Source organism: Paraburkholderia phenoliruptrix (assembly GCF_902859825.1).
Classification (GTDB): Bacteria; Pseudomonadota; Gammaproteobacteria; order Burkholderiales; family Burkholderiaceae; genus Paraburkholderia; species Paraburkholderia phenoliruptrix.
This window is the reverse complement of the sequence record NZ_CADIKB010000061.1, coordinates 1-22,098: the sequence shown is the minus strand read 5'-3', so window position 1 is coordinate 22,098 and position 22,098 is coordinate 1. Positions and strand designations below refer to the sequence as shown.

Annotated in this window: 21 protein-coding genes and 1 pseudogene; 9 read left to right on the top strand and 13 right to left on the bottom strand. The window is 57.2% G+C overall.

Annotated elements, in window-relative coordinates; genetic code table 11:
• The first annotated feature begins 174 nt into the window (after positions 1 to 174).
• Both HV711_RS31265 and HV711_RS31260 read left to right on the top strand, forming a co-directional pair.
• A complete protein-coding gene (locus tag HV711_RS31265) occupies positions 175 to 516 on the top strand; it encodes a hypothetical protein (protein WP_175145558.1) in 342 nt (113 codons plus the stop codon).
• Positions 517 to 1,084: 568 nt separating this feature from the next.
• The gene (locus HV711_RS31260) at positions 1,085 to 1,909 is read left to right on the top strand and encodes a DUF5131 family protein (RefSeq protein ID WP_244142781.1); all 825 of its coding nucleotides are present in this window, start codon (positions 1,085 to 1,087) and stop codon (positions 1,907 to 1,909) included.
• Here HV711_RS31260 and HV711_RS31255 read toward each other — a convergent pair.
• Positions 1,902 to 3,167 carry a three-Cys-motif partner protein TcmP gene (locus HV711_RS31255; RefSeq protein WP_035485676.1) on the bottom strand — a complete coding sequence of 422 codons (1,266 nt, stop codon included), beginning with the start codon at positions 3,165 to 3,167 and terminating at the stop codon, positions 1,902 to 1,904. The two genes, HV711_RS31260 and HV711_RS31255, sit on opposite strands and share 8 nt — an antisense overlap.
• 121 nt (positions 3,168 to 3,288) lie before the next feature.
• Here HV711_RS31255 and HV711_RS31250 point away from each other — a divergent pair, with 121 nt between their 5' ends.
• Positions 3,289 to 4,122, top strand: a complete 834-nt coding sequence (locus tag HV711_RS31250; RefSeq protein ID WP_227471145.1) for a three-Cys-motif partner protein TcmP — start codon at positions 3,289 to 3,291, stop codon at positions 4,120 to 4,122.
• Between the two features lie 144 nt (positions 4,123 to 4,266).
• Here the strand turns inward: HV711_RS31250 and HV711_RS34120 are convergent.
• The 3 genes and pseudogenes from HV711_RS34120 to HV711_RS31235 all read right to left on the bottom strand — a co-directional run.
• A pseudogene (locus HV711_RS34120) lies at positions 4,267 to 4,695 on the bottom strand (type I restriction endonuclease subunit R); the annotation flags it as partial.
• A gap of 4 nt (positions 4,696 to 4,699) precedes the next feature.
• Positions 4,700 to 6,454: a hypothetical protein gene (locus HV711_RS31240; RefSeq protein WP_175145556.1), complete on the bottom strand. Its 1,755-nt coding sequence runs from the start codon at positions 6,452 to 6,454 to the stop codon at positions 4,700 to 4,702.
• 79 nt (positions 6,455 to 6,533) lie between these two features.
• Positions 6,534 to 9,137, bottom strand: coding sequence for a phospholipase D-like domain-containing protein (locus tag HV711_RS31235; protein WP_035485684.1), 2,604 nt, complete (start codon positions 9,135 to 9,137; stop codon positions 6,534 to 6,536).
• Positions 9,138 to 9,184: 47 nt separating this feature from the next.
• Between HV711_RS31235 and HV711_RS31230 the strand changes: the two genes are divergently transcribed.
• From HV711_RS31230 to HV711_RS31210, 5 genes are all read left to right on the top strand, one after another.
• Positions 9,185 to 9,478: a hypothetical protein gene (locus HV711_RS31230; protein WP_175145555.1), complete on the top strand. Its 294-nt coding sequence runs from the start codon at positions 9,185 to 9,187 to the stop codon at positions 9,476 to 9,478.
• Between the two features lie 949 nt (positions 9,479 to 10,427).
• Positions 10,428 to 11,288 (top strand): hypothetical protein, encoded by an 861-nt coding sequence (locus HV711_RS31225; protein ID WP_035485691.1) that lies wholly within the window; start codon positions 10,428 to 10,430, stop codon positions 11,286 to 11,288.
• A gap of 8 nt (positions 11,289 to 11,296) precedes the next feature.
• On the top strand, positions 11,297 to 12,772 hold the full coding sequence (locus HV711_RS31220) for a hypothetical protein (protein ID WP_051224816.1): 1,476 nt from the start codon (positions 11,297 to 11,299) through the stop codon (positions 12,770 to 12,772).
• 47 nt (positions 12,773 to 12,819) lie between these two features.
• Positions 12,820 to 12,984, top strand: coding sequence for a hypothetical protein (locus tag HV711_RS31215; protein ID WP_175145553.1), 165 nt, complete (start codon positions 12,820 to 12,822; stop codon positions 12,982 to 12,984).
• An 80-nt stretch (positions 12,985 to 13,064) separates the two neighbouring features.
• Positions 13,065 to 13,901 (top strand): ubiquinol-cytochrome C chaperone family protein, encoded by an 837-nt coding sequence (locus tag HV711_RS31210; RefSeq protein ID WP_244142782.1) that lies wholly within the window; start codon positions 13,065 to 13,067, stop codon positions 13,899 to 13,901.
• A gap of 481 nt (positions 13,902 to 14,382) precedes the next feature.
• Here the strand turns inward: HV711_RS31210 and HV711_RS31205 are convergent, their stop codons facing one another.
• The 3 genes from HV711_RS31205 to HV711_RS34115 all read right to left on the bottom strand — a co-directional run bounded on the left by HV711_RS31205 (position 14,383) and on the right by HV711_RS34115 (position 17,782).
• Positions 14,383 to 15,396, bottom strand: coding sequence for a helix-turn-helix transcriptional regulator (locus HV711_RS31205; protein ID WP_367648589.1), 1,014 nt, complete (start codon positions 15,394 to 15,396; stop codon positions 14,383 to 14,385).
• A gap of 299 nt (positions 15,397 to 15,695) precedes the next feature.
• Complete coding sequence (locus tag HV711_RS33695; protein WP_425195038.1) at positions 15,696 to 16,163, bottom strand: HNH endonuclease family protein; 468 nt, start codon at positions 16,161 to 16,163, stop codon at positions 15,696 to 15,698.
• Positions 16,055 to 17,782, bottom strand: coding sequence for a DUF262 domain-containing protein (locus HV711_RS34115; RefSeq protein WP_035486302.1), 1,728 nt, complete (start codon positions 17,780 to 17,782; stop codon positions 16,055 to 16,057). The genes HV711_RS33695 and HV711_RS34115 overlap by 109 nt, the downstream gene beginning before the upstream one ends.
• A gap of 596 nt (positions 17,783 to 18,378) precedes the next feature.
• Between HV711_RS34115 and HV711_RS31190 the strand changes: the two genes are divergently transcribed.
• Complete coding sequence (locus HV711_RS31190) at positions 18,379 to 18,597, top strand: hypothetical protein (RefSeq protein ID WP_035486296.1); 219 nt, start codon at positions 18,379 to 18,381, stop codon at positions 18,595 to 18,597.
• Between the two features lie 593 nt (positions 18,598 to 19,190).
• Here the strand turns inward: HV711_RS31190 and HV711_RS31185 are convergent.
• From HV711_RS31185 to HV711_RS31160, 6 genes are all read right to left on the bottom strand, one after another.
• Positions 19,191 to 19,556, bottom strand: a complete 366-nt coding sequence (locus tag HV711_RS31185) for a hypothetical protein (RefSeq protein ID WP_244142783.1) — start codon at positions 19,554 to 19,556, stop codon at positions 19,191 to 19,193.
• Between the two features lie 166 nt (positions 19,557 to 19,722).
• Positions 19,723 to 19,968 carry a helix-turn-helix domain-containing protein gene (locus HV711_RS31180; RefSeq protein WP_035486292.1) on the bottom strand — a complete coding sequence of 82 codons (246 nt, stop codon included), beginning with the start codon at positions 19,966 to 19,968 and terminating at the stop codon, positions 19,723 to 19,725.
• 31 nt (positions 19,969 to 19,999) lie between these two features.
• Positions 20,000 to 20,263, bottom strand: coding sequence for a putative phosphothreonine lyase domain-containing protein (locus HV711_RS31175; protein ID WP_051224865.1), 264 nt, complete (start codon positions 20,261 to 20,263; stop codon positions 20,000 to 20,002).
• Between the two features lie 10 nt (positions 20,264 to 20,273).
• Positions 20,274 to 20,525 carry a hypothetical protein gene (locus tag HV711_RS31170; protein ID WP_175145551.1) on the bottom strand — a complete coding sequence of 84 codons (252 nt, stop codon included), beginning with the start codon at positions 20,523 to 20,525 and terminating at the stop codon, positions 20,274 to 20,276.
• Between the two features lie 144 nt (positions 20,526 to 20,669).
• A complete protein-coding gene (locus HV711_RS31165) occupies positions 20,670 to 21,299 on the bottom strand; it encodes a hypothetical protein (RefSeq protein ID WP_035486287.1) in 630 nt (209 codons plus the stop codon).
• A gap of 14 nt (positions 21,300 to 21,313) precedes the next feature.
• Positions 21,314 to 21,580 carry a BPSL0761 family protein gene (locus HV711_RS31160; protein ID WP_035486284.1) on the bottom strand — a complete coding sequence of 89 codons (267 nt, stop codon included), beginning with the start codon at positions 21,578 to 21,580 and terminating at the stop codon, positions 21,314 to 21,316.
• Between the last annotated feature and the right edge of the window lie 518 nt (positions 21,581 to 22,098).

The following is a 22,098-nucleotide window of genomic DNA, read 5'->3' as shown; positions in this document are numbered from 1 at the left end:
TGGTTTGTTGTTTGCTGGCTTCCGACTTCGACAATCAGATTCTCAGCTGAAACCTCCACCGCCTTCAACTTCCCGCCTCAACTCCCCGTACACCACTTCCGACTTTAGCTCGGCGATTTGCTCACGCAACACGAAAATGGTCTTGGGTTCGCTGCCGATACCGGCGACCAGTTCATGAAAATGGTATCTGGAGCCATGGCGTACCGATGTCTCGAAGGCAACTCGCTGCGCAGCGATAATTTCGATGACGCCCGAAGGCTTCTCGAAACAGCAAAAGACATTGCAGAAATCGCGGCGTTCGAAACTGGAGAATATGCGAACAACTCTAACTCATTCGACGAGCCGGCTCCCCGCTTCGAAACGATGGCGCAAGAGCTGTTGGAGGACGCAAACAGTTGTGGTATCAAGCTGATTTTCAGTCGAGAAGTGGAGTTTGTTCAGACGGGGCAACAGGACATCAAGCGACGCGGGCTTTATGCCAATGAACGTCCTGACTATCTGCGCCGAGCGGGCTGATGGCGCGACGTCTGCAATGTGGACGTCTATTGACTAGCACCCGTGCACCCGGGCAGACCATGAGGCTGCTCGGGTGTGCGATTGACACCGGAGTGAACCGCGAAGTGTCAGTGATTCATACACTCCCTAGCCTCATAGGCTGCGAGGCGGTGCTTATAGTAAGGCGAGTCCGGTCGTCCAAGATGCGCTGAACTTCCGCCAGGTTGTCGGGATATACGCTGTGGGGCCACGCCATCTTGCAGCAGGAAGATATTCTGCTGCCTGCCCGGTTCGCCGCGTGCGGGAACCGCGACCTGTTGCATCGTCTTCGTGTTCCTATGAGCATGTGTTGGATTTCGTGGGCCGTACATCGCCGATGTGGAGTGTCCTGCTTCGTAGCCATGCAGTTGGTTGCATGTCGTGACTCGGTCGGCTGCGCTTCCCTGCGCCCCTAGATGCCCATGCGTTCGGAGCGTAGCGCGCGCCGGCGATTGCAATCATATTTCGCAACTTGCTGTATGAATATACAGTAATGCCTCTATACTGACCGGTGTGTCGTCGCATTCGAGCATCGAGAGAACGCGAGCACATGACAGAAGCATGGCTATTTCGTAGTGGCCGCACGATGCCCGATAAAATCGCAACCAAATTGAGAGGTCGAATAATGAGCGGTGGGCAAAGTAAGATTGAGTGGACCGAGCGCACGTGGAACCCTACGGTGGGCTGCACGAAAGTCTCCAAGGGCTGCAAGAACTGCTACGCCGAAGGCATGGCGAAGCGTCTTCACGCCATGGGCACTCCTGGCTATGAGAACGGCTTCAAGCTAACCATGCTGCCTGGTCGCCTAGAAGAGCCCCTGAAGCGCAAGAGCCCGACGGTGTACTTCGTCAACTCGATGTCCGACCTGTTTCATCGCTCAGTTCCGGACGCTTACATCACGCAGGTGTTCGACTCAATTCGAGCATGTCCGCAACACACCTTCCAGATTCTCACGAAGCGTGCTGAGCGCCTGGCAAGCTACTGCAGCCGACGAGACATTCCGGCGAACGCCTGGCTGGGTGTGACTGTTGAGGACCGCAAGTACGGGGTGCCTCGTATTGATGAGCTGCGCGAGGTTGACGGCGGCGTTCGCTTCCTGTCAGTCGAGCCTCTCCTCGAAGACATTGGCACCCTGAATCTTGAGAATATCGACTGGGTCATCGTCGGCGGGGAATCCGGGTCGAAGGCTCGTCCGATGCGCGAAGAATGGGTGCGAAACGTCAAGGTCCAGTGCGAGGAGCAAGGTGTGAAGTTTTTCTTCAAGCAATGGGGCACGTGGGGCCGCGATGGCGTGCGCCGCTCGAAGGGCGCGAATGGCCGGTTGCTCGAAGGTCGGACTTGGGACGACATGCCCGAGCGCGTACTGCTTACCTGAAGAAGCGCCGCTGGGGCGAGTATTCAATGATGTCGGATGCGTTGTAGTGCTTTGCCGGCCGCCGCTTTCTGTCTTCCTTGTTCGACACCACGATATTGCCCTCGGCGTGCAAACCCCGGATAACCATTTGCAGTCGCGTTTCGTCGGCGATAGTGTTCGAGATATGTTCGGTCAACAATTGCCGAACGGTGAGCGGTTCCTGTCGGCCCGACAATACCCGGCCGAGGTCGTCCTTCAATGTCTCGATGCAGAGTTCCGCGCCCCCGGCGTCAAAGAGGATGGACTGACCGGTATATTGCTCATCCCGTTTCGGGTCATAGCCGAGCATGAAGAGCCCGGGCTCGAGCTCGTGTCCGAATTCGCTCGAATGCTCCCAATGCAGCGACTTCATCACGTCGTGAGCTTTGTACTGCCGCGACAGATGCACGAGCCAGTAGCTCCAGGGATTTGCCGAATCTGGACGGACAAAGAACAACGTCATGAACGGCGCGCCTGTTTCCGCTTTGATTCCGTGCGCAACGTAGCGCTGCAGCGCCGCCCGTCCATGCTCCGCCTTGATTTGGCCTAGCTGGGCCCAAGGGATGTACTGCTCGATGCCGATGCCCCGGACAGCCTTGCGATTCGCCTCTCTATCACTGATATACGTAAGAAGCGAGTCGACATTGAAGGTCATGATGACTTCGGCGTTCGGCAGCTCCGTCATGAGCCACCGAAGCTTGTCCATAGGAACGGCGTTGTAGCTGTACTGGTCGAGCAGAAAAATCGCCCGGTTACCGCCTTTGCGCTCCTTGATGCGCCTCACGATTCCCGGCAGTTCGTCGAGAAAGCCACCTTTCAGCACTCTGGACCGCGCGAAGTCCTGTTGCGAGACGGCGCCTTCAGCTCGCCGTTTTTCCAGATGTTGAACCAGATACTCCGCGGATTCCGGCTTCTTCTCCACGAAGAAAAACTCGGCGTCTACCTCGCGCGGCGTACGCCGCCCAACATTCACGCTGGCACGTGCCAAATATGCGCCGCGCATCACAAGTAATGGCGTGCCGTCGACGGACTCGGCTTTTTCGTTAAGGTATTCCCCGCCACCAGCGAACCCGTCCACTAACGTCAAAGTTAGCTTCGGCATGGTCGGCATACTCATCAGGGTTTCGATGTACTGTTGAACGTACTGTTCGACAATCGAATGCTTGACGGCACTGTGCTGGTCGAGAATCGGCGGAGGATGCCCAACCTGCCAGAAATACTTGTCTTCTGTCTTCGCCATTCTTGGTGTTATGGGGCCCTTTGGTCTCGCTAAAGATTATCAGGTTTTAGTAAATATTTCGAAATAACGGCATACTATTTGGCCTCTCCACCAAGCCCTCAAAAACGAGAACAGCGCGGCGATGAAACACGACGACGAGATTGTCATCGACCCGGCTGACGGTTTGCCGGTCATGAAGGTCGGCCCCTGGTCGGAAGACAAGCATGTTGCACTGTCACGTTATGTCGACGCGGCTCGGAAGGCTCGTGCGAAGTGGCCTTATGCCTCGTTTATAGACCTTTTTGCTGGTCCCGGGCGGGTTCTGAACCGTGAGTCCGGGGTTATATCTGACGGCGGCGTGCTGTCTGCGTGGCGCATGTCAGAACGCGGTGGCGCGCCATTCAACGAAATATTCATCGCTGACGCCAATGCGGAAAGCGTAGAGGCATGTTCGGCGCGGCTTCGCGGCGCAGGCGCCAAGGTGCAGGCGTATGTGGGTAGCGCGTCCAAGACCGTCGACCTTGTGCTCGGAAAGCTTCCGCGGGGACTGCATTTCGCATTCCTCGACCCATTCAACATCGAGCACCTCGACTTCGAGATTATTCGCAAGCTTGCCGCGCGGCCGAACATCGACCTGCTGATTCACTTCAGCGTGATGGACGTTCAGCGAAACATCGGCGGCGACTTCAATCTGGCCAGCTCGAGGTTGGATGCAGCCGCGCCGGGTTGGCGCAGCAAGCTGCGGTTGAAAGAGGTCCCCAAGCGCGAGCAGGTCGGTGCGTACCTGGAGTATTGGGAGTCGCTCGTTACGGACCTCACCAAGATGCAGGTCGCACAATCCAAGCCGCTGTTCGTCAACATGAACAAGGGGCCGTTGTATCGCCTCATCCATCTTGCCCGTCATCCGCTTGCTACGAAGCTTTGGAATGACGCTGCGTTGCCGACGTCTCGCCAACAATCCCTTCCGGGGTTCTGACGCACACCGCCCCTCTAATCTCAGACCCTCACCGAGTCATATGTTCGACTGAACGCCACGAAGGTTGCGTTGGGAAGTGCACCACGCAAGTGCTGCGCGTTGCCCGCCCGGAATTGGTGATGAAAACAATGGCGGGGTTCTCCCCACAATGTTGCTTTGGTCGGCAAGCACCGGAAACGCATCTTCGTCTTCACCCGGCATGAACTTCTGGATGGTCGCAAGCATAATGCCGCCGGAGGGACTGTTGGCGACCTTTGCGCGCAAATCCTGGCCAGTGCCGGCCTGCACCTGTTGCTCGCGCTACAGGTCCTGCGCGAGCGAGAAGACACCAAACAACTGTCTGGCGAGGTCCATCGCCGCAGCCTGCATCACGCGGGCGGCGAAGCAGGTCATGGTGATGCTCTTGCCGCTGCCCTGCGTGTCCCAGACCACGCCACCCTTGTGGCTCGCGCCAAGACGCGATGCCGTGACCACCTGCTGGAGGGCCGCGCGCACCGCGTCGAACTGATGGTAGCCGGCAATTTTCTTGACCAGCGCGCCATCATCCTCGAACAGGACGAAGAAGCGCAGGTACCAATCACGCTACCAGCCCGCCCCGAGCTAGCTGCGAAGCGGCGTTGGCCGTTCGCGTACTTTGGGCTTCCGGTTTCGGTGGCCAGAGAGCCAGCGACTCAGCTGCGCGCCGTCGCCCTTCCTCGGTGATACGGAAAGACCCGGTCCCCGGATGTTCCTCCAGCAACCCCGCCTGCGTGAGTAATTGCATGGCGCAATAGAGCCGGTCAGTCAGAACCGGCGGCTCCGTCAGCCTCGTTTCGGCATCGAGGTCTCGCTCAAGGCCTTCGTCACCAGGAAGAATGCGATAGCGGTCGCGAGGGTTTGTGGGCTCCGCCTCCGCTCGTTCGCGGACGACGCTGAAATGGAGGTTGATGACAAAATCACGCACGACCATGGCGACAAATTCGGTCACCGGCCTCTGGGCGTACCGACCAGCAAGGCGCGCAAGAAGCTCCGGGGACAACCTGTCTCTTGTCTGCTCGCGCATGTATTTCTCATTCGTCGCCCAGTTTCTCGCTTCGACTGCACAGTAGGTGAGCGCGACCGCGACAAGTCGGGATGCCTTTCTCGCTTTCGAGAGCACGCGGAATTTGGCTGCGTCACGCAGGTCACCGAACAGGCCAGAGAGGTCCTTCATTGGAACCACCTGAGACGCATGCCCGCTGCCTGCCATCCCCGCCTCGTACAGCGTTTGGGCGTCGTCTCCCTGCGCCGTCTGCCAGGCGTCCATCCAGGTCTCGAGCGATAGCTTCATGCCGGGCTCTTCAAGGGCGAGATTCGCGACGCCAGCCGCGACGTCGCCGATACGGTGCTCTTCGCCACTGACCATTAGACTTTGTATCTGGAATTCGGACAGACGCAGCAACGTCTCAAGCGCAAGTTTCAGGTATTGGCGGACCTGCAGACTTGCCCAGAGCCCTCGCGCATCGGCCAGGTTCGTCAGGTCGACCGCCGTGCCGTCGGGACCGTAGCCGCTGCCCATCGCATGCCTGACTGTATCGGCAGGAACAAACCCGTCGTCTGCGGCGTACGCGCCTTCTGATGCGATGAGCGCGCGCAACGCCAGTGTCAGACCTTTGTGGCGCATGTCCCAGACTTCAGAATCCGGGAAATGACCTGGCGATGGCATGTACTGGGAGAGAAACGCTTTTTGCTCACGGGCATTCGCCTGGTCCAGCCTGAGCAGCGGGTAGAAAGTCGGCACGCTTACCGGAAGAATCTGGAGCTCGTGGGGATTCGCAAGCCAATCGACTAGGATTTGTGTTGCGTCGACGTCCTCACTCCCTGCAACGGTCTCGATAAGGTGCTGTTCGAAACCATCGGCAAGCTCCTTCCCAGCCGGTGTCAAGGCAAAGGTCCCATGAACCTCGGTGTCCGGCTGCATGAAACGAAGACCGTTCACAAGACTTGGTCGATACTGCGGGGCCGTCAGCAGGTACGCACCGCGCGCCGTATCGACTTCGCCAACTTCCTTCTTGCGCTTGGCCTGTTCACTGCTGAGGATTTCACTCAATCGCAACGTTGCCATCTGGTTACCTTTTGGCCAAAGCCTGTCGGTCCCAGGCAGTCCGCTCCGATGCTCGCGATTGCACCAGACCAGCAGCAGGTCCATTTTTTCAAGTGCAGCGGCGCACAGTTCCCGAAATCCATCGGGGTCGGCCGCATCTGCCTTTGCTTTCACTCGCGCTTCCCGCAGTACCCAGCAAAGCGCCGAATACACGCGAATGGCGTTCGCGGCGTTGTTGATACCCGGCAGGAGCGTTCGATAGAGCGACATGTTTGCACTCTGCAAACCAAGAGGGTCGATGCTCAACGCACTTTTGGCTGGCGTCGAAAATACAGGGGCTTTGTGCAATTTAGCGGCTCCAGTCGGCGTAGAGGCTTTTCAATACGTCATATCGAGTCAACTCGGCAGCGCGCAGTCCAGCGAATACCGGCTTGTTGCAGTATCCGTGGATTGTGACGCGGCGTGTCTTCAGCGCAGTGACTTCGCCCTTGTTCCGAACAACCGTGTGGCAGTTGGGGCACGACGCCACATTCGTGAGCGGAATATCTTGCGAGATGAGTCCGAACACAGTTTCGCCTTTACCCAGCTTCCGGTCTTTGAGTTTTTGCAGGCACTCAAACACTCTCTGGTATCGCGGGTTGGGGATTCCTGGCGGGGCGTTTCCGAACAACGAACCCAGCATCAACTCGAGCTCTTCCCGAAGTGTCAAGCTGGCAACGATACGCGCGGCATGCGTCAACACACGAGTGGCAGCATTGGCTTCCCGAACCAGTTCGAATGCGTCACTAGCCAGCCCGAGAATCACGGCGTCCTCCCACTCCTTGAGCGAAACATCGCGTTGCGCGAACTCTTCAATCTGCTCCTTGATGGCGCCGAGTGCGAGCGTTGGCGAGGCATCGTATGCGCAACAAGCAAACGTGCACAGCACAGGAAGCAGTCGCTCACGATTGTCGACGTCGTAGGCGTACGAGCTGTATCGGGCAAGCCATGCCCCCATTCCGTAAGGGTCCGCGGGCGCGTAAGCTTGCAATGGCGCTCCCGCCGCTGGTGGCGCCGCGCCGCCAGCCTCTAGCACGACGATTCCTTCTGCGAGCGCATCGGTTGCGGACATCGCCACCGCGCCTGAGACCATCGGACCAGTCGCATCTTTTTTGAGGACCGTCGGAAGCTTTTCAAGCATGGCGTCAACTGCGTTCTGCTCGTCTTCGATGGGCTCTTTGGCCCCACCGTATTCCTGCTTTTCTGACGTCAGAATGTCTAGCTGGCCCAGCGCTCGCCGACCTCGGCCGAAATGGGTTCGACGGATATTGTCATTCAGACTCCGAAAGGCTGCTGCCATCCCCTGCTCGGCAAGCTGTGGCGACGCCTGCAGGGCCGGCTCGTCACTGTTGCGCCAATCGTCATAGGCACGAAGCTCGGCAACTTTTCGCTGAGCCTCAAGTTTTTGCGCAGCCTGCGGGTCGGGCTTACCTTCGCGCCGGGTGTTGTTCATGTCGGCCGGCGCCGACTCCGGCCTGCGATGGAGCACACCCGCCATCCAGTTGAGCACGGGGCGAAGGTCTCGGTCATTACCCGTCCCGTTGCGAATCCGTGCGGCGGCGCGCGCGAGCTCTTTCTCCCACGGCATCGCTGCCAGCTCACTTTCAATATTCAGCCAGCCGGTGATGCTAACGCCATCTGCAAACAGGCGAAGGCGTCGAGCACCCTCGCCCTTGCCACGGCTTACGCGCGACGTCGAAAACGAACCGTCATCCTCAAGCACCACTCCGTCCAGAGCGCTTTCAAGTTCGGATTCACACCAGACCTCGAGGCCCGCCACATCTGCGCTGGGCCGAGGAGATACCTTTCCCGTGATAATGCCGTCTGGCTGCCACTGAGCATCAAGCGCCGGGGCCTTGCGACCACTTTCAGCAGATTTGAATTTGAAGGGTTCGTAGTGGACGTCCGCCAGCTCCTCTTCGGTCAGGGTCTTCCATTTGAATGGCGCCATGTCCAGCTTACGAACGAGGGACATCTCCACGTTCTCCAGACCGAAAAGACTCTGGTTCGTGGCATTGACCGAGCCCGCCATTACCATGCAACCGCTCGGCGACGTGACTTCAAACACTTTGGCGTGGGCAAACCGACGGGTACTGATGCCGTCCGCTACGACGAAGCGCGTATTTGCTGGAAGATTGTTTTTCTCGTCGAGAGGCACGACCCACCCAGACTTGCCGCGGCGCACGCCGAGCGACAATTCGCTTGTTTCACATCCCTGTGCGAGTTTGCATGTCGCGTTTGCCGCGGGGTCCAAATACGGTCCGAACACGGTCAAACTTGCAGCGTCGGGCAGATGCTCGCGTACAAGGGCGCCGAACTGCTCCCCCGCCTTGCCGGCCAACGTATGCACAAGCCACACCTTCGGATTCTCGCGAGCCGATGCTGGCGCCTCGGAAGCTACTTTCAGCGCCCGTTCAGCATAGTGCTTGAGATTCGCCAAGGCCTTATGTGAGAGACCTGGCGTCTGAGCGAATTGACTCGCGAAATCCGCGAAGGCTTCAAAAACCAAGGGATGCTCTCGTGCGCTAACCGAATCGAGAACTTCGAGATTTGCGTTCTGACCGCTGGTCGTTAAATTGCCGCTTCCAACAACCAATACGTCATCACCTGAGCCTCGCTCAAGGTAAGCAATTTTAGGGTGGAAGAATCCCCCGGATTCCTGATGGACGGGGATAACGCGATACGCGTTGCCAGCGTACAGGCTGGTCGTCTCGTCGGTCGACTTGCAAGCTTCGCGAGAATCCACCAACAGGTCAACCTTCCCGCAGCCTGACACTTTAAGAAGTGGCAGGCAAAACGACTCAAACCAATTAACGCTGAGGGTGAAAGTGGTGAACAACGCACGGCGCGGACGCGCGGCGTCGATAATTGCTTGAAGTCTGGTTTGCATATGGCCCCCGAACAGCATCCGCATGAAGCGGTGTCTGGCTTTTTCTTCAGGATATTCTAAACCGCGTTGCCGTGGCGGTCACTGATATGACCTGCGGCTTCTCGCCAACCACCAATTTCGCGAACGCGGTCACGGATGACCTACCGCTGCTTCCCGTCATCATCTGCACATTGCAGCAGTCCGGCCTGGATGGACCAAACCTCCGACGGAGGTTCAATATCGTCACAGACAATATCGGCGAGAGGGAGCAGATATTCATCGCAATGGAGCGATTGCCGGCCGAGACGATTATCGACGGGCTTGACGTACAGATATTCGAGACGCGGCAGAGCCTTCTGCAAAGCGAGATGTTGCTATCTCGTTAGCGCAGTCACTTGCTGGCAATGTTGCGCAGACGGTCATCGCTGTAGAAATGCTGTTGCAACCTCGAACTCGCGAGATGCCGACGCGGTTAGCTCTACTTTCAGGAGGCGCACCGCGAGCAGCTGCAGCCAATCGCCGTGCAACTCGGCAAGAAGTGTTCCGAAGAGAGCGCACGGTTGCAGACCGAACAAGCTCTCTCCTGCTACCGCTATCTCCTTCGGGTCTACACGCGCGTTAATCTGGCCTACTACTGCAGTGGCCTCCAGCCGTGCGACCTCGCTATGGGCCGCTGCATTGCAAGGGTCGGCCGTTACGCTCATGCAGACCACCGAGGCGCTTGAGGTCAACTCTGCGGGCGAAGCCGACGTTGGCGCGCTGTGCGGAGGTTTCGCAGTGGTCGAGTCTGACTCGCCCCTGTACTGCTCGCGCACCGAGTGCTCACGAATCCAGCGCTCAGCCTCTCTTAAAGCCTCGTTCAGAATATGAAGCCCCGCCAGTTCTCGGAGCGTAAGTTCGCCGAGTTCGCGAACGCTTGAGTTCGTCTGTGGCATCTCGTCCAATCTCCATGAATTTATCAACCTGCATGGATGATTGCGGGCCAGCGGGACATTTCCTGTCCCAGCAACCAACGACTATCCGTTGGGATGAATCGACGAAGCTGAAGGTACAACTTCTTTGAAGGGGTATTCATTATCGGGACACCTTTTGTCCCGAGGGAGTTCCACTATCGGCCTTCCAGTTTGAGCACATATCTTTGATGTGACTTACCTGTGCTGGTTATCTGGTACGGCTTAAAGTTTTTTGCGCCTTGTGCCGTTAGCCGATAGGGTCCCTTTACGTCGCAAGTGGCACGCAGAGTGGGCGAAGCAGTCGCAGTACGTGCCCAACGCGATATATCGGCTCGGGGGCGCCGCCGCGTTGGGGAAGACAAGATTAGTAACGGAGAGATACATGCTGAACAGAGAGGCTGCATCAAATGCCCGTAATCAACTCGAAGCGGCAGCCAACGACTATGACAAGCGCCAGAACGAAGTCCAAATGCTGGCCACGGGGCTCTACAAACTGCGTCGCGAGAGCAGTGAGCTGCTGATTGGGGATGTCGAGGCGTACGTCAACGGTCTTGCTTCGACGCCCAAAGAATTCAGTCGCGCTTTTACTGAATACAAGGTCCAGTACCACACGTTCGAAGGCGTCGTTGCTGAGGTCGACCGTCAGTTGCATGACATCAACGTGACGGGCGGCGCCGCCGCGGGTGTGGGCGCGGCAGCCGGTGCGACGACTGCCCTGCTGGCTCCGACCGCTGCCATGGCAGTTGCCACGACATTCGGCACAGCGTCGACGGGTACCGCCATTGCCTCCCTTTCGGGTGCAGCCGCGACGAACGCGGCGCTGGCTTGGCTTGGCGGCGGGGCGCTGGCTGCGGGCGGTGGCGGCATGTCCGCTGGCGGCGCACTGCTTGCGCTAGCAGGCCCGGTCGGCTGGACACTAGCGGGCGCGGCCGTTGTCGGGGGCGGACTCTTCGTATGGCACTCGAATGGGAAGGTCGCCGAGGAAGCTCACGCCAAGCGAGTGCCTATCGAGAAAGGTATTGCGTCGCTCAAGATGGCCGCCTCCGAAATCGAAATCCTCAAGCATCTGACGCTCACGCACACCATCGGCATGAAATCGCTTCTTGGCAAGCTCAAGCGGACCGCTCCCACAGATTACGGTCAGTTTTCCGCGGAAGACAAAGACGCGTTGGGTTCGCTCATCAACCATGTGCGCTCGCTGTCGGCGCTGTTGAATAAGACCATCATGTCGAAAGCTTCCTGAGGCCTGATATGACTATCGACTCCGGGGTATCAAGAGCTGCTGCGTTTCACGGCGGCCCGGCGGTAACCACGTCTTCGCTTGGCGACCAGGCGGCGGGTATTGTGGTCGACGCAGTGAACAACGCGCGTATGGCCGCTGAGGCTGTTCTGCAGTCTGCCCAGGACAAGGCGTTCGAAAACGCTATGGATGCAATGGCGGGGCTGCGCAAGTTCATCGGTGACCCTGGCAAGATTTTGGGCCGAATGGACACCAAACACGGTGAGGTAGCCGAGCATGTTGAGGTTGCCGTGCGTCGCGCTCGCGACCTGCTCGCTCAAGTTATGCCCGGCGCGACGTTCGAGGGGGTAGGGCGCACAGCGCCGATGGATTACCGCATCGACGGAGTCGACGTCCAGTCGAAGTTCATCAACGGTGCCAACAATGGCCTCAAGCATGTGCTTGAGCACATGGATACGTATAAGGACTTCGGGAGGGACGGCTTTTATCATATCCCCAAGGACCAGCACGCCCAGATTCTCGAAGTTCTAAAGGGGAATCCGGGCGAACTTAGCGAAAAGACTGTACGCGCAATTCACGAAAAGGTTGCCCAAATCGAGCTTGCGACTGGCAAGCCGTTCACTGAAGTCGTGCAACCTTCCGTTTCGACATACGGAGAAGTGCAACTCGGCAAGGTGGGTGAAACGGTCGACCACCACGAGCAGGACCTCAAGCAGCAGAATGAAGCGCTCAAGGACCAGATTGCTCTCGAGCACGAACCCTCGCTCGCCGAAGGGTTGAAGGCGGCGGGCGGCGCGGCCGCAGTCGGTGCCGCGCTGGGCCTGACAATGAACGTGTGGAAGAAGTATCGCGATGGGAAAAATGTCTTCGCGGGTGACTTTACTCTGGAGGACTGGAATGAAGTCGGTCTTTCCACTGTCAAGGGTGCCGTCGGTGGCGCGATTTCGGGTGGTGCCATTTACGCGCTGACGAACTGCGCGGAGATGGCTGCTCCGTTCGCCGGTGCATTCGTGAGTGCCGCCAAAGGTATGGCATCACTCGTCGCTGACTACCATGCCGGCAAACTGTCGCTGGATGCGCTTATCGACAATGGAATGTTCGTGTGTAGCGATGCGGCCATTGTGGGCCTTTGTACCGCCGCCGGTCAGACGCTTATCCCCGTGCCCGTCCTTGGCGCGGTTCTGGGTTCCATCGCTGGTAAGTTTTTGTCGTCGTTCATCGGCAAGAAGGCTCGGGAAGTAACAGACCGACTAGCGGAACGGATGAGCCGCATCGTCGCGGGTCTCGACGTTGAAGTGCGTAAGGTCCTCCACTTTCTGGAGAAGGAATTCGACCGCCTAGGTGAACTCACAACGATGGCGTTCGACCTGTCGGCCAATGTGCGCCTGCTCGATGCGAGCCTCGCGCTGGCACGTGCGCATGGGGTGCATGAAGCGCTTCTAATCAAGAACGAATCAGACCTCGACGCTTTCATGAGGGGCGCCTGAGACCGACGAAGCATGATTGGACTATCGGACCTAACGGAGATTCTGTGATGACGATTTTCTGGGCTGCACTCACAGCCGCGCTCTACGGTTGCCTCGAGGTTCTGGGCACCTTGCTCGGTGCTGCACTCGCTGCGGCTTTTGTCTGCTTTCTCGTTGCAGCATTGGTCGCTGCCGTTGTCGAAATATTCAGGCAACAAACGGCGACCGCTTGAACGACGCGCTGTCTTTAACGGCGGTCGCACGGGGCGGCCCACGATTCACGGCGCACACGCTGCGCCTCAAGATATAGGGATTGAAATTGGATACGGCGTTTCTCAAAGATTCAGGGGACCTCGCAGCACTGTTGCAGGTAGCGGACGTTGACGACCTCGATGCACTGGTCGACTACATCACTGACAATGGTAACGGGCGCGTAGCACTCTCCAAGGATGCGCGTGAGCGCTTTGTCGCCTGCAAGAATACACGCAATTATCGGGCGGCTGACCGCGGTGCGATTGCCAGTGAAATACTGCTTTTTGGTGGCAACTCGGTTGCCAACCTGTTCCGGGGCGGCAAGGGCGTGTCCTACAACGAACTTGCAGGCGACGTCGGAGTACACCTGAAGGTGACTTTCGCCAAGGGCGCCGACGCGCGAACGATTGAAGAAGCCATCGTCGCAAAGCTGTACAGCGATGCGGTCGCAAAAATGTCATCCGACGAACTGCGAGAGTTCATGGCGAACATGGGCGCATTTAGAGCCGCGACCGGGATGGCTGCCGGAATGAGTGTTTACGCAATGTCAATGGTCGTCGCGAGCGCCATGGCCTCTACAGTAATTGGCCGCGGGTTGCCGCTTGCCATGAGCGTCATCGCTTCGCGCGGCGCTGGCGTGCTTCTTGGCCCTTTCGGCGTAGCCCTCTCCGGCATATGGACGGTTGCCGAGCTCGCCAGTGCCGCCTATCGTGTCACTGTTCCCTGCGTCGTTCAAATTGCGCACATTCGGCAGAAGGCCCTGCAAAAGGCTCTTGAATGCCGCTGCAGCAAGTGTACGAAAATCAACACACTGGAGGCAAAATTCTGCTCTGAGTGCGGCAATCCCATGCCTCAGAAGACCGTCCCGTCGACAGCACTAGCAACGTCCAGTTTTTGAGGTGTATTAAGACGCTCGCGTGTAATGTGAATGGCACACCCCGATACCGTCGTGGGTGTGCCTTTTTTATGAGAGCAGTCGCTTACGAGCACTATTCACGTGGTTCCATCGAGCGCTTACTGCAATACGGCGCCGCACGCACCTGCATTCAGCGTTTGCAGGATGCGTTCTGCGCCTGTGCTAGCAGCTTGGGCAAACGTGCCATACGCGCTTGCTGCCCGGGAGTCAGCCCAGAGGTCGCACCAATCTGGGCGACTCTTGCTCGCCAATACTGCATTCCGAGTACCGCTGTCACCTCGCTGACGGACAGCACGAACTCCAGATGCGTTAGAGCTTGGTCAATGTTCTTCGCTGTATATGGACTGACCGCAGTCTCAGGTTTCACTACGTCCGGATTGCTTGAAATTTTTTAGCTCCTGTTGAGTCGCAACAGGAGCATTCTTCCTGCCCAGTGGGACAAAAGCTGTCCGTCGAACAGACGCTACAGCGCAACAGTAGGCGGGATTACCTGACCGTAGCGCGTGGCGAGTCTGTGATATTCGGCAGCAAATTCTGCGCGCAGGGCGGCCGGAGCGAGAATTTCCACACTCGCACCGAAAGAGCGTAACCACCAGCGCAACTTCAGACTCGGGATAACCGTGCCAGTCACCATCATCCGCCCGTCAGCAAGTGTCTCGATTTTCTGGTCCTTCGACATGGGCGTTTCGCGGAGATGATTTCCAGCGTGGCCATCAAAGGCAATACTCAGCTGGACCGCCGGCTGGGTCAGAAAGTTAAACGCCTGCTCGCTGTCAATATAGTCGCGCAGACTGAAATCTTCGGGGTAAGCGAACGATTTATGCGACTCAGTCGCCGAAACAATCCGGTCGAGACGGAAGAGGCTCCGCAGCCACTGAATTTTCGGCTTGTCTCTGCGTGGCTCAAACGACGGGTCTTGTGCGACCATGTACATCACGCCCGCAGACTCAACCAGCGCGAGCGGCCAAAGTATCTTCGGTTTCAAGTCCTCAGTCTCCGGCTTACCCGCTGGCCGGTACTTCACCGACACTTCTCTTTCGAAGAAAGTTGCTGTCGCGACGACGTGGAAAATGCCCTCATTCAGATTTGGGCGGCAAAGAGCAAAGGTGCCATCGACTGAGTCGACTTTGTCGGGCCAAGCCCGATAAATCCGACTATCTTGCTTCTCCTGCGAAAGACGAACATCGGCAGCTGTGAAAAGCGGCTCGATGTCCTTGGTAACGGCGGCAGGCAACTTGTTGCGCGCGAAGCGCTGCAATATGTGAAACGCGACAGCTTCAGAAGCACCCATTAGACTCGCGCTGTCGCGGGTGCCTTGCAACCAAGGTTTTCGTTGCCAGAGTAGTTCCCGACCGTTCGACGTCGATAGAGCAAGTTTTTTGTTCTCCAGCTTCACCAGTTCGCGCAAAACCTTTTTAGGATATTTCGTGCGATGCCCGCGTTCTTCAAGCAACTGGCGGACTTCAGATGTGGCCATCCAGGATGTCCCATCGCGCTCTGTCGGCAGTATCCGGAGTATTGCTTCGTCAAGCGTTGTAGTCATTGGTCCTCGCGTAAATTCTTCTTGCTTCCCGCTTTCGCCGTTCGTGGCTGTCGAGACGGTAACCGGCCGAACGGCTTTCGCGGAAAACCTCGCTTCCTTCTACAGGCTGACTGCGGTCTAACGACATATACGGTTCCGAGTTTAGGGCTGCATGAACTGCGCGGACCACCGTCGATGTTTCAGGTAAGCCGCGGCGCACGCGGCATCATGTCGGTCCGCCTCGCGCAGTCTGCTCAACCAAGTAGCGCGTCAACTAGCGTGTTCAGGGCGCGACCGTCTACCTTCCTACCGTTGCTTGCCTGGCCGGCATAGACATCGTCTGCCTTGTCGCCGAACAGATACGGAAGATAAGAACTGTAGTTGTCCGGCGTCTCTGTCAGCCTGAAGGACCAGCGCTGCTCAGCAAATTTGAGCATCGCGATGCCTCGGGCGGCGATGCTTGCGATGTTCCAGTCCCTGCCGCGAAAGACTTGCGCAACCTGGGTCTCTGAGTGACTGCCGACCTCATACGATGTCAATTTGCAGGGACCGCCGGATTTCGCGCGGAACGGCAAGTTGGAGACGCTCGAATTTACTTTATTTGACAGGAGCATCAAGTTGCCGAGCGAATGTACAACGGCCTTCCGCAGGGCTTTGGCTCGTCCGTCAATAGGCACGGCGGAGTCCCAGTAACCCTCATCGTCAGGTGTCTGGGGAAAGATGTGCTCAACTGTCTTGTCAAAGCTGAACTCGTCCCACGGCCATGACAACGCAATGGGTTTATTACCTGCTCGGCGCCGAGCCTCCTCGTATTCGAGCAGGAGAAGTCGAGCAAATGGCCACCTGTAGTAGCCAGTCCCTTCCCTAAGCCGGGCCGCCACCTGACGTTGGACATCGGCGGAGGAATAGACCCCATCCATTCAAAACGCGGGTCGGACCAGGAGTCGCCGACTTCCTCGTTTTCGATGTAGGCCTTCACGTAGCTCTTCACGAACGAAATGGCCTCGGCAGCAGGCATTGCGGGGAAGCCTCTATCCTTCCAAGGGCAGTTGAGCGGGTCAGGTCGCGAGAGCGAATGCGCCATCCTATTCATGTGCGACCGGCCGAGGTGCCCCGCTCGCCCCGACAGATTGAGGACCAGCACAATAAACCGTTCAACCTGCTCAAGAAGGCCTACGACGGGTAGCATGTCCGCATCATGTGCACGCGGCTCTCCAAGCGCCTCGGGGTTGAGAGCAGTAGCCCGCATGTAGGCGGCGAGCAGCAGCGGTTTGAAATAGGCGTGGCCAATGCGTGCAATACGCTCCAAGTGCAGTTGATGTGCCTTGGGCATCAGCTTGGTCTCGTGCATGTGAGACCACCAAACCGCTGCTTGCTCGAGATTGCGGATATATGCCGACACGTCCTCCAGTGATAGCGACCGGTTCGTTGCGGTAAACGTCTCATTCAACAGGACGTTATCGAGCCAATCGGCATCCTTGACCTCGCCGAAATAGGCGACCGCGTGCGCGCGCAGAAATTCGTCGTCGTGATTCTGCGTCGTCGGGCTCCGACCCAAGGAGGTATAAATACCTTTCCAAGCACGATGAATCTGCTCGCGCAGCGCCCAGCCGCTCAGATGCGGGGTGTCGGTCACGATGCCGGCTTTTGCCGCCTGGGAGGGCAGTACGTTGGTCAAGTAAATCAGCCGATTTTTCAGTAGCTCCAGCTTTGAAAGCTTCTTGCCGCGGTTGTTCAGCGTCTCGAATGCAACATGGATGTCGAAATCGGGATGTGCGTCAAGCACAAACAACCGAAATCTGTCGAGTAGGACGTCCAGATACTGACGTGCTTGACCCGCATCATGCAACTCTTCGGCGCGCTTTCGGAAATATTGCGCGGCATTCTTGAGGTTAGCGGCGTAGCTTGAACAGTCGTGGCCGAGACGAGCGGCCTCGCTTTCGTCGTCTAATGTCCAGAAGTTGAAATAGGTCTGCAATTCAGCATTGTCAAGGAAGCTGACTTTGAATTCAGGTTTTGAAAAGGGCTCTCTGCTGGACTCTGGCGCCATCACACGTCGGGCGAGCGCGCTGGCGAGCGTCATCGCGCTGATAACACGTTGCTGGCCGTCAACCAGCTCAACCGACGGCAGCACCGTGGAGTCTTCATTGAGTTGGCGCAGGAGCACAACACCCGTGAAATGTTCGTTCGCCTCGGAGGACACGGTGACGTGAAGGTCGTTCCATAAGGCCTCAAGCTGCGCATCGCCCCAAGCGTAACCCCGCTGATAATCGGGGATGTGAAAGTGATAACCCGATAGCAGGTCGCCCAGTTTTTGTAGTTCGGCCGATGAAAATGCCACAGTGGTACCCCGATATTTGACATGACTTTTTCGGCCCAATCCGTGAGCGAGCCGAAGCCTATTGCACAATGATAGCTTGCTTATTCCCTCATCGCGCGCAAGCGAAAATGCCAGCGTGGCATATCAACGCCCGCGAAGACGTTGTTCCGATGACGGGTATCGTTAATGTTTAGAGGGGGATTCCTTTAAGATGGCCTCTTAAGGGCTTAAGTGCTTACATCCTTTCGACAGGCGCTTTTCATCGGCGACCATCGCGTACAGTTCCATGCCGAATGCATCCTCCGGTTCGCCGACTGTGCGTGGAGACCCCATGTGAGCAGTGCCGTTTGCTGTCATCCCTGTCTTCTATGCTAAAGAAGCACGAGCAGATGCCGTTAACTTGAAGGCGGCAAGTCAAATCTCTGGAGAGATACTCATGAACAAATATCGAGTCTTTTACAGTTTTCGCAAAGGAAGTAGCTCGACGAGCAGTACCATTGACGTCGAAGCGGAGTCAGATTTCATGGCAGCCAAGATTGCCGAAGGGCAAGCTCGAAAACGGAATAGCGGTCGTGATAGCTATGAGTTTCTTGTGACGAAAATTGAGCTCCGGTAAAATGGAAAATAATGGTGATGACGACAAGTATCTAAGCCTGTCTGAGGATTGGTCAGAGCTTGTAGATGGTTACGGTGCCAAGGAGCGGTCTATAGCGGGCCTGAAGCTTCTGGGAAAAGGTATTTTTAATGTTGGTAAATTTACATTGACCGAAGCGCTTCCTAAGATGGCAGAGCAGACCGCCAAAATGGCAGAAGAAGCTGCCAAAAATAAAAAATAAAATACACCTGTAGCCGAGACTGCCGTCAGTTCATCGACGGCTTCATCGTGTGTACTGGCATCGACTCCGACGACCAAGTAAATGACCGTTGTATGCAGTGTGCGCCCTCTCTCAGCCAATCGCTCTTCGCGGGCGCGACAATAGTGCGGCCAAGAACGACAAATCTGCAAACTGATTGCCAATGCACACGCTGGCAATATCGCTAAAACTGCAGCGAGCTCGGACTGAAAGTAACGGCACGGGGTTCGCTCCTTTAGGTCGTCTGTTGAGAAGCGGGCCACCAAAGGTCGGCCAAACCGAAACCCGTATGCCCTGTTGAGCTCGAACATGTGGTCCCACCTCATGTAGCGGCGCCGATATGATGCGGCGCGGCAGCACGCTCTGCCATCCACCCTCGAAAGCATCGTTGGCCTGTCTTGATGTTCGGTGCCGGTCAACTGTGGCGAATGTTCTCTCAACTGTACGAAGACCGAGGTCTTCGAAGGCGACGCTTACAGCTCTACGCGTTCAGTGCGTTTTCGGGGACAACGACTTGTAGTATGTAGGTCGAACGCGCCGCGAATCTCAATCCTGTATACCAGCGGGCTTGCTCCCTAGTCATCGGTCGCAGATAGTAGCAATTGCCGCGTGCGCTTCATGACCCACGCCACCTCACGTTGTGAGAAGTCCCACTCGCCAGCGTCGACCTTCAACCTCACGCCTTTCTCGGCGCGGGTCAACGCCACGTCGGGCGACAGACCAGAGGTAGCAATCTTTCGCGATGCGTATGCGGACAGCTGACTAGCAAGGTCGTCGCACGCATCATAGCGTACCCAGAGTTCCTCCTCCGATACACCGCTTTGATAGCGCCCGTCGACTTCGCGAACGAGAAGTTTTGGTTGAACCCCGGTTACAGAACCTGGGTCCGGCTCTCTCGGAAAATCATCAGGCACACGTCGGTCCGTCATTGCTTCACCCATGGCTGTTGTGGACTACTTCTACCACGCAATCACAATGTGCCGTCGAGTAGCTTAAGGGTCGAGGCCGCACCGTGACCGAATCCTTCGGCGTCTCCGAGCCAAAGGACCGATTTCTCCAGCTTCTCATCTTATGAGTCGGACACCGGTAGACTCCAGTACATTCGGCTCACTCGTTATCACCTGCTGAAGCTTGGTAGGCTTTTGCCGCAGCACGCAGGTGCGCCTGATAGGCCAGCACTGACGTCGTCGTCAGGAATCGGGTGTTCCCAGCTTTGTGGTGAAGCTTGAGTTTTCCTTGCTCGAGCAGCTTCATAACGTGTGGACGGGAAACGAATAGCAGCTTCGCCGCGTCAGCGGTGGACATGAAACCGTCGGCGTCAGGTGGCGGTGGAATCTTCGCGTTCGTCGACATTGTAGCTCTCGGGTTAGATTGCGGCGGCTGGCTACGCACGCAGGTACCACTCACCAAAGCCGTAAATCCTGTTTCGTGTATCAATGTCGCGCTTGTAGCCGAGCTCCTTCGCGAAGCCCAGCGACTGCAGCACTTCGCGGGTGCGCATGAGGTCTTGCCTATCGGTCCAGTCACGCGTGTAGACACAGATGACGTGCCCATTGCGACCCATGCTGCGCAGAGCGGTGGACACTTTGGCACACGTCAGCTGGTTGTTCTCGATAGCGCCGCTGACTTTGCTCCACGCCTCGTCCACGTCGGTGGAGCTAACAAAGATGCACGCCTGTCGCATCGGTTGGGACAAAGTCGTTGTAGCTCGGGGATTTCTTGTAGTGCCAGTTGCAACTCAAGTCCTCAGAAGGCTTGTAGGATTTCGTGAGCAATCGCTCCTCCACACCGACTCTTTCCTTCATGGAAGCCTCCTCGCGTCTGGCGTCGCTTTCGTACCAATCCGCTTTTCTGAGCCTTGAGTAACATTGTTCGAACTCTTCACTAAGCGCGTCGATTTGTGCTTGCATGTCAGCAGCTCGTTTGAGTAGCTGTCCGACTTCATACCGGTAGCCATATCCCAAGTCCCCGTTCTCCAAACCCAACTCGTGAAACTCCTTCCATGGCCTCCGCCGGGGTAAAGGGGTCACGGCCAATCGCCGACGACAAATTCCTCATTGCTTGGCGAATTTCGCAGCGACGCGTAACACTTTCTTCCTATCGCCATAGAAGAGGGCTTGCAACGGTGTCAGGTCATCCAGCGAGCTATTGGGCGTTGTGAAGAAGCCCCACTTGTCCCAGCCTGTCGAATCACCAAGCGTTCGCACAACCTTCGCTATGTCCTTTCGGCGAATTTGCTCAACCAAGAAGAACGCGGGGATATACGGTTCATCGTCGATGTCAACGTTGAAGATGCGCTGAGCAGTGACCTCTTTTTTGACCCGTTGAGGGGTGAACCCGATGACGGCACAGAAATGAGAGAAGTGTATTAACTTTGCGTTCGCAATCAAGCGCGCCGGCGTCGACTCCCCTCGATTCGCACCCAGCTCATTCCGCCGTTGCGCGCTTTCTTCACGAATCGAACGTTGTTCTATGTTCAACACTGTGGCTAGCCCCGCAACTCGCACAAGCGCACGTTTGAACCGCCTCCCGAGTTCGGCGTCTGGAATTTGAAGAAGCGCTCGAGCTCCAATTGGGTCGAACAGGGTCACTGCGACCGCGGCGCTTCGCAGAAGCTCTAATACGTGAGTATCCTCGGGCGGCGAGTCACTTTTCGGGTCGCTTTGACGGGGCGGCATGGTCATCCTCGCTCGAAAAGCTATTCGTCGGCACGCATCGCGAACAACGGAACCACGCGAGCGCGCGCCGTCAGTTCGTCAGTCCCCACGACAGTCGGCTTGGCCCAGATTTCCGGAAATGCGCTCGCTGACGCATCGAGGTCGATGTCAGCTGGATAGTGCCGCAGCAGATTTCTCGCAACTGTTTGAATAAGCCCCGGCACGTCGACTGTGCCGGGCTCGGTGAGCACCTGAAGCAGCTCTCGTGTCGCTCTAACGGCTTTAGTCCGCTCTGCTGGCGTCGTCATTTGTGTCTCCGTCGAACATATCTTTCGTGACGTCCCAGTAGGTAGTCACGTTGTTGACCGTACAGAATCGCTTCCACAGGTATTGAGCGTTGTCCGACCAGCCAGTTGGTCCAACGAGTTGATACACGCGACCTGATTGAGTCGTACCGCGCTTTAACGCCGGGTCAAACTCCAAGATGGGCGTGCTAACACGTCCTGTGAGGTCGCGCTCGTCTTGACCCGCGAAATGGCGGGTCCCTACCTGCGTCTCCAGAACTTTCCAGTGAATCAGCGACAACTGTGGTTCATCATTGACAGATGCGACTCGCCAGACTGGCATCGCTATCTCCTGGCATATCAGTAAGCGATCCATTATCGACGTCTACCAACTGACGCTCTGAGCGAGGAGCATAGGTGTCCACCTATTTTGAACTGCCCCCCAAAAGTTGGACGGCTTTTTGGGGGAATTTTTGTGAAATACAGCGAGAAGACAAAGCTGTCTGCAACGAAGGACTATTGTTCCGGGCATGATGGTTTGA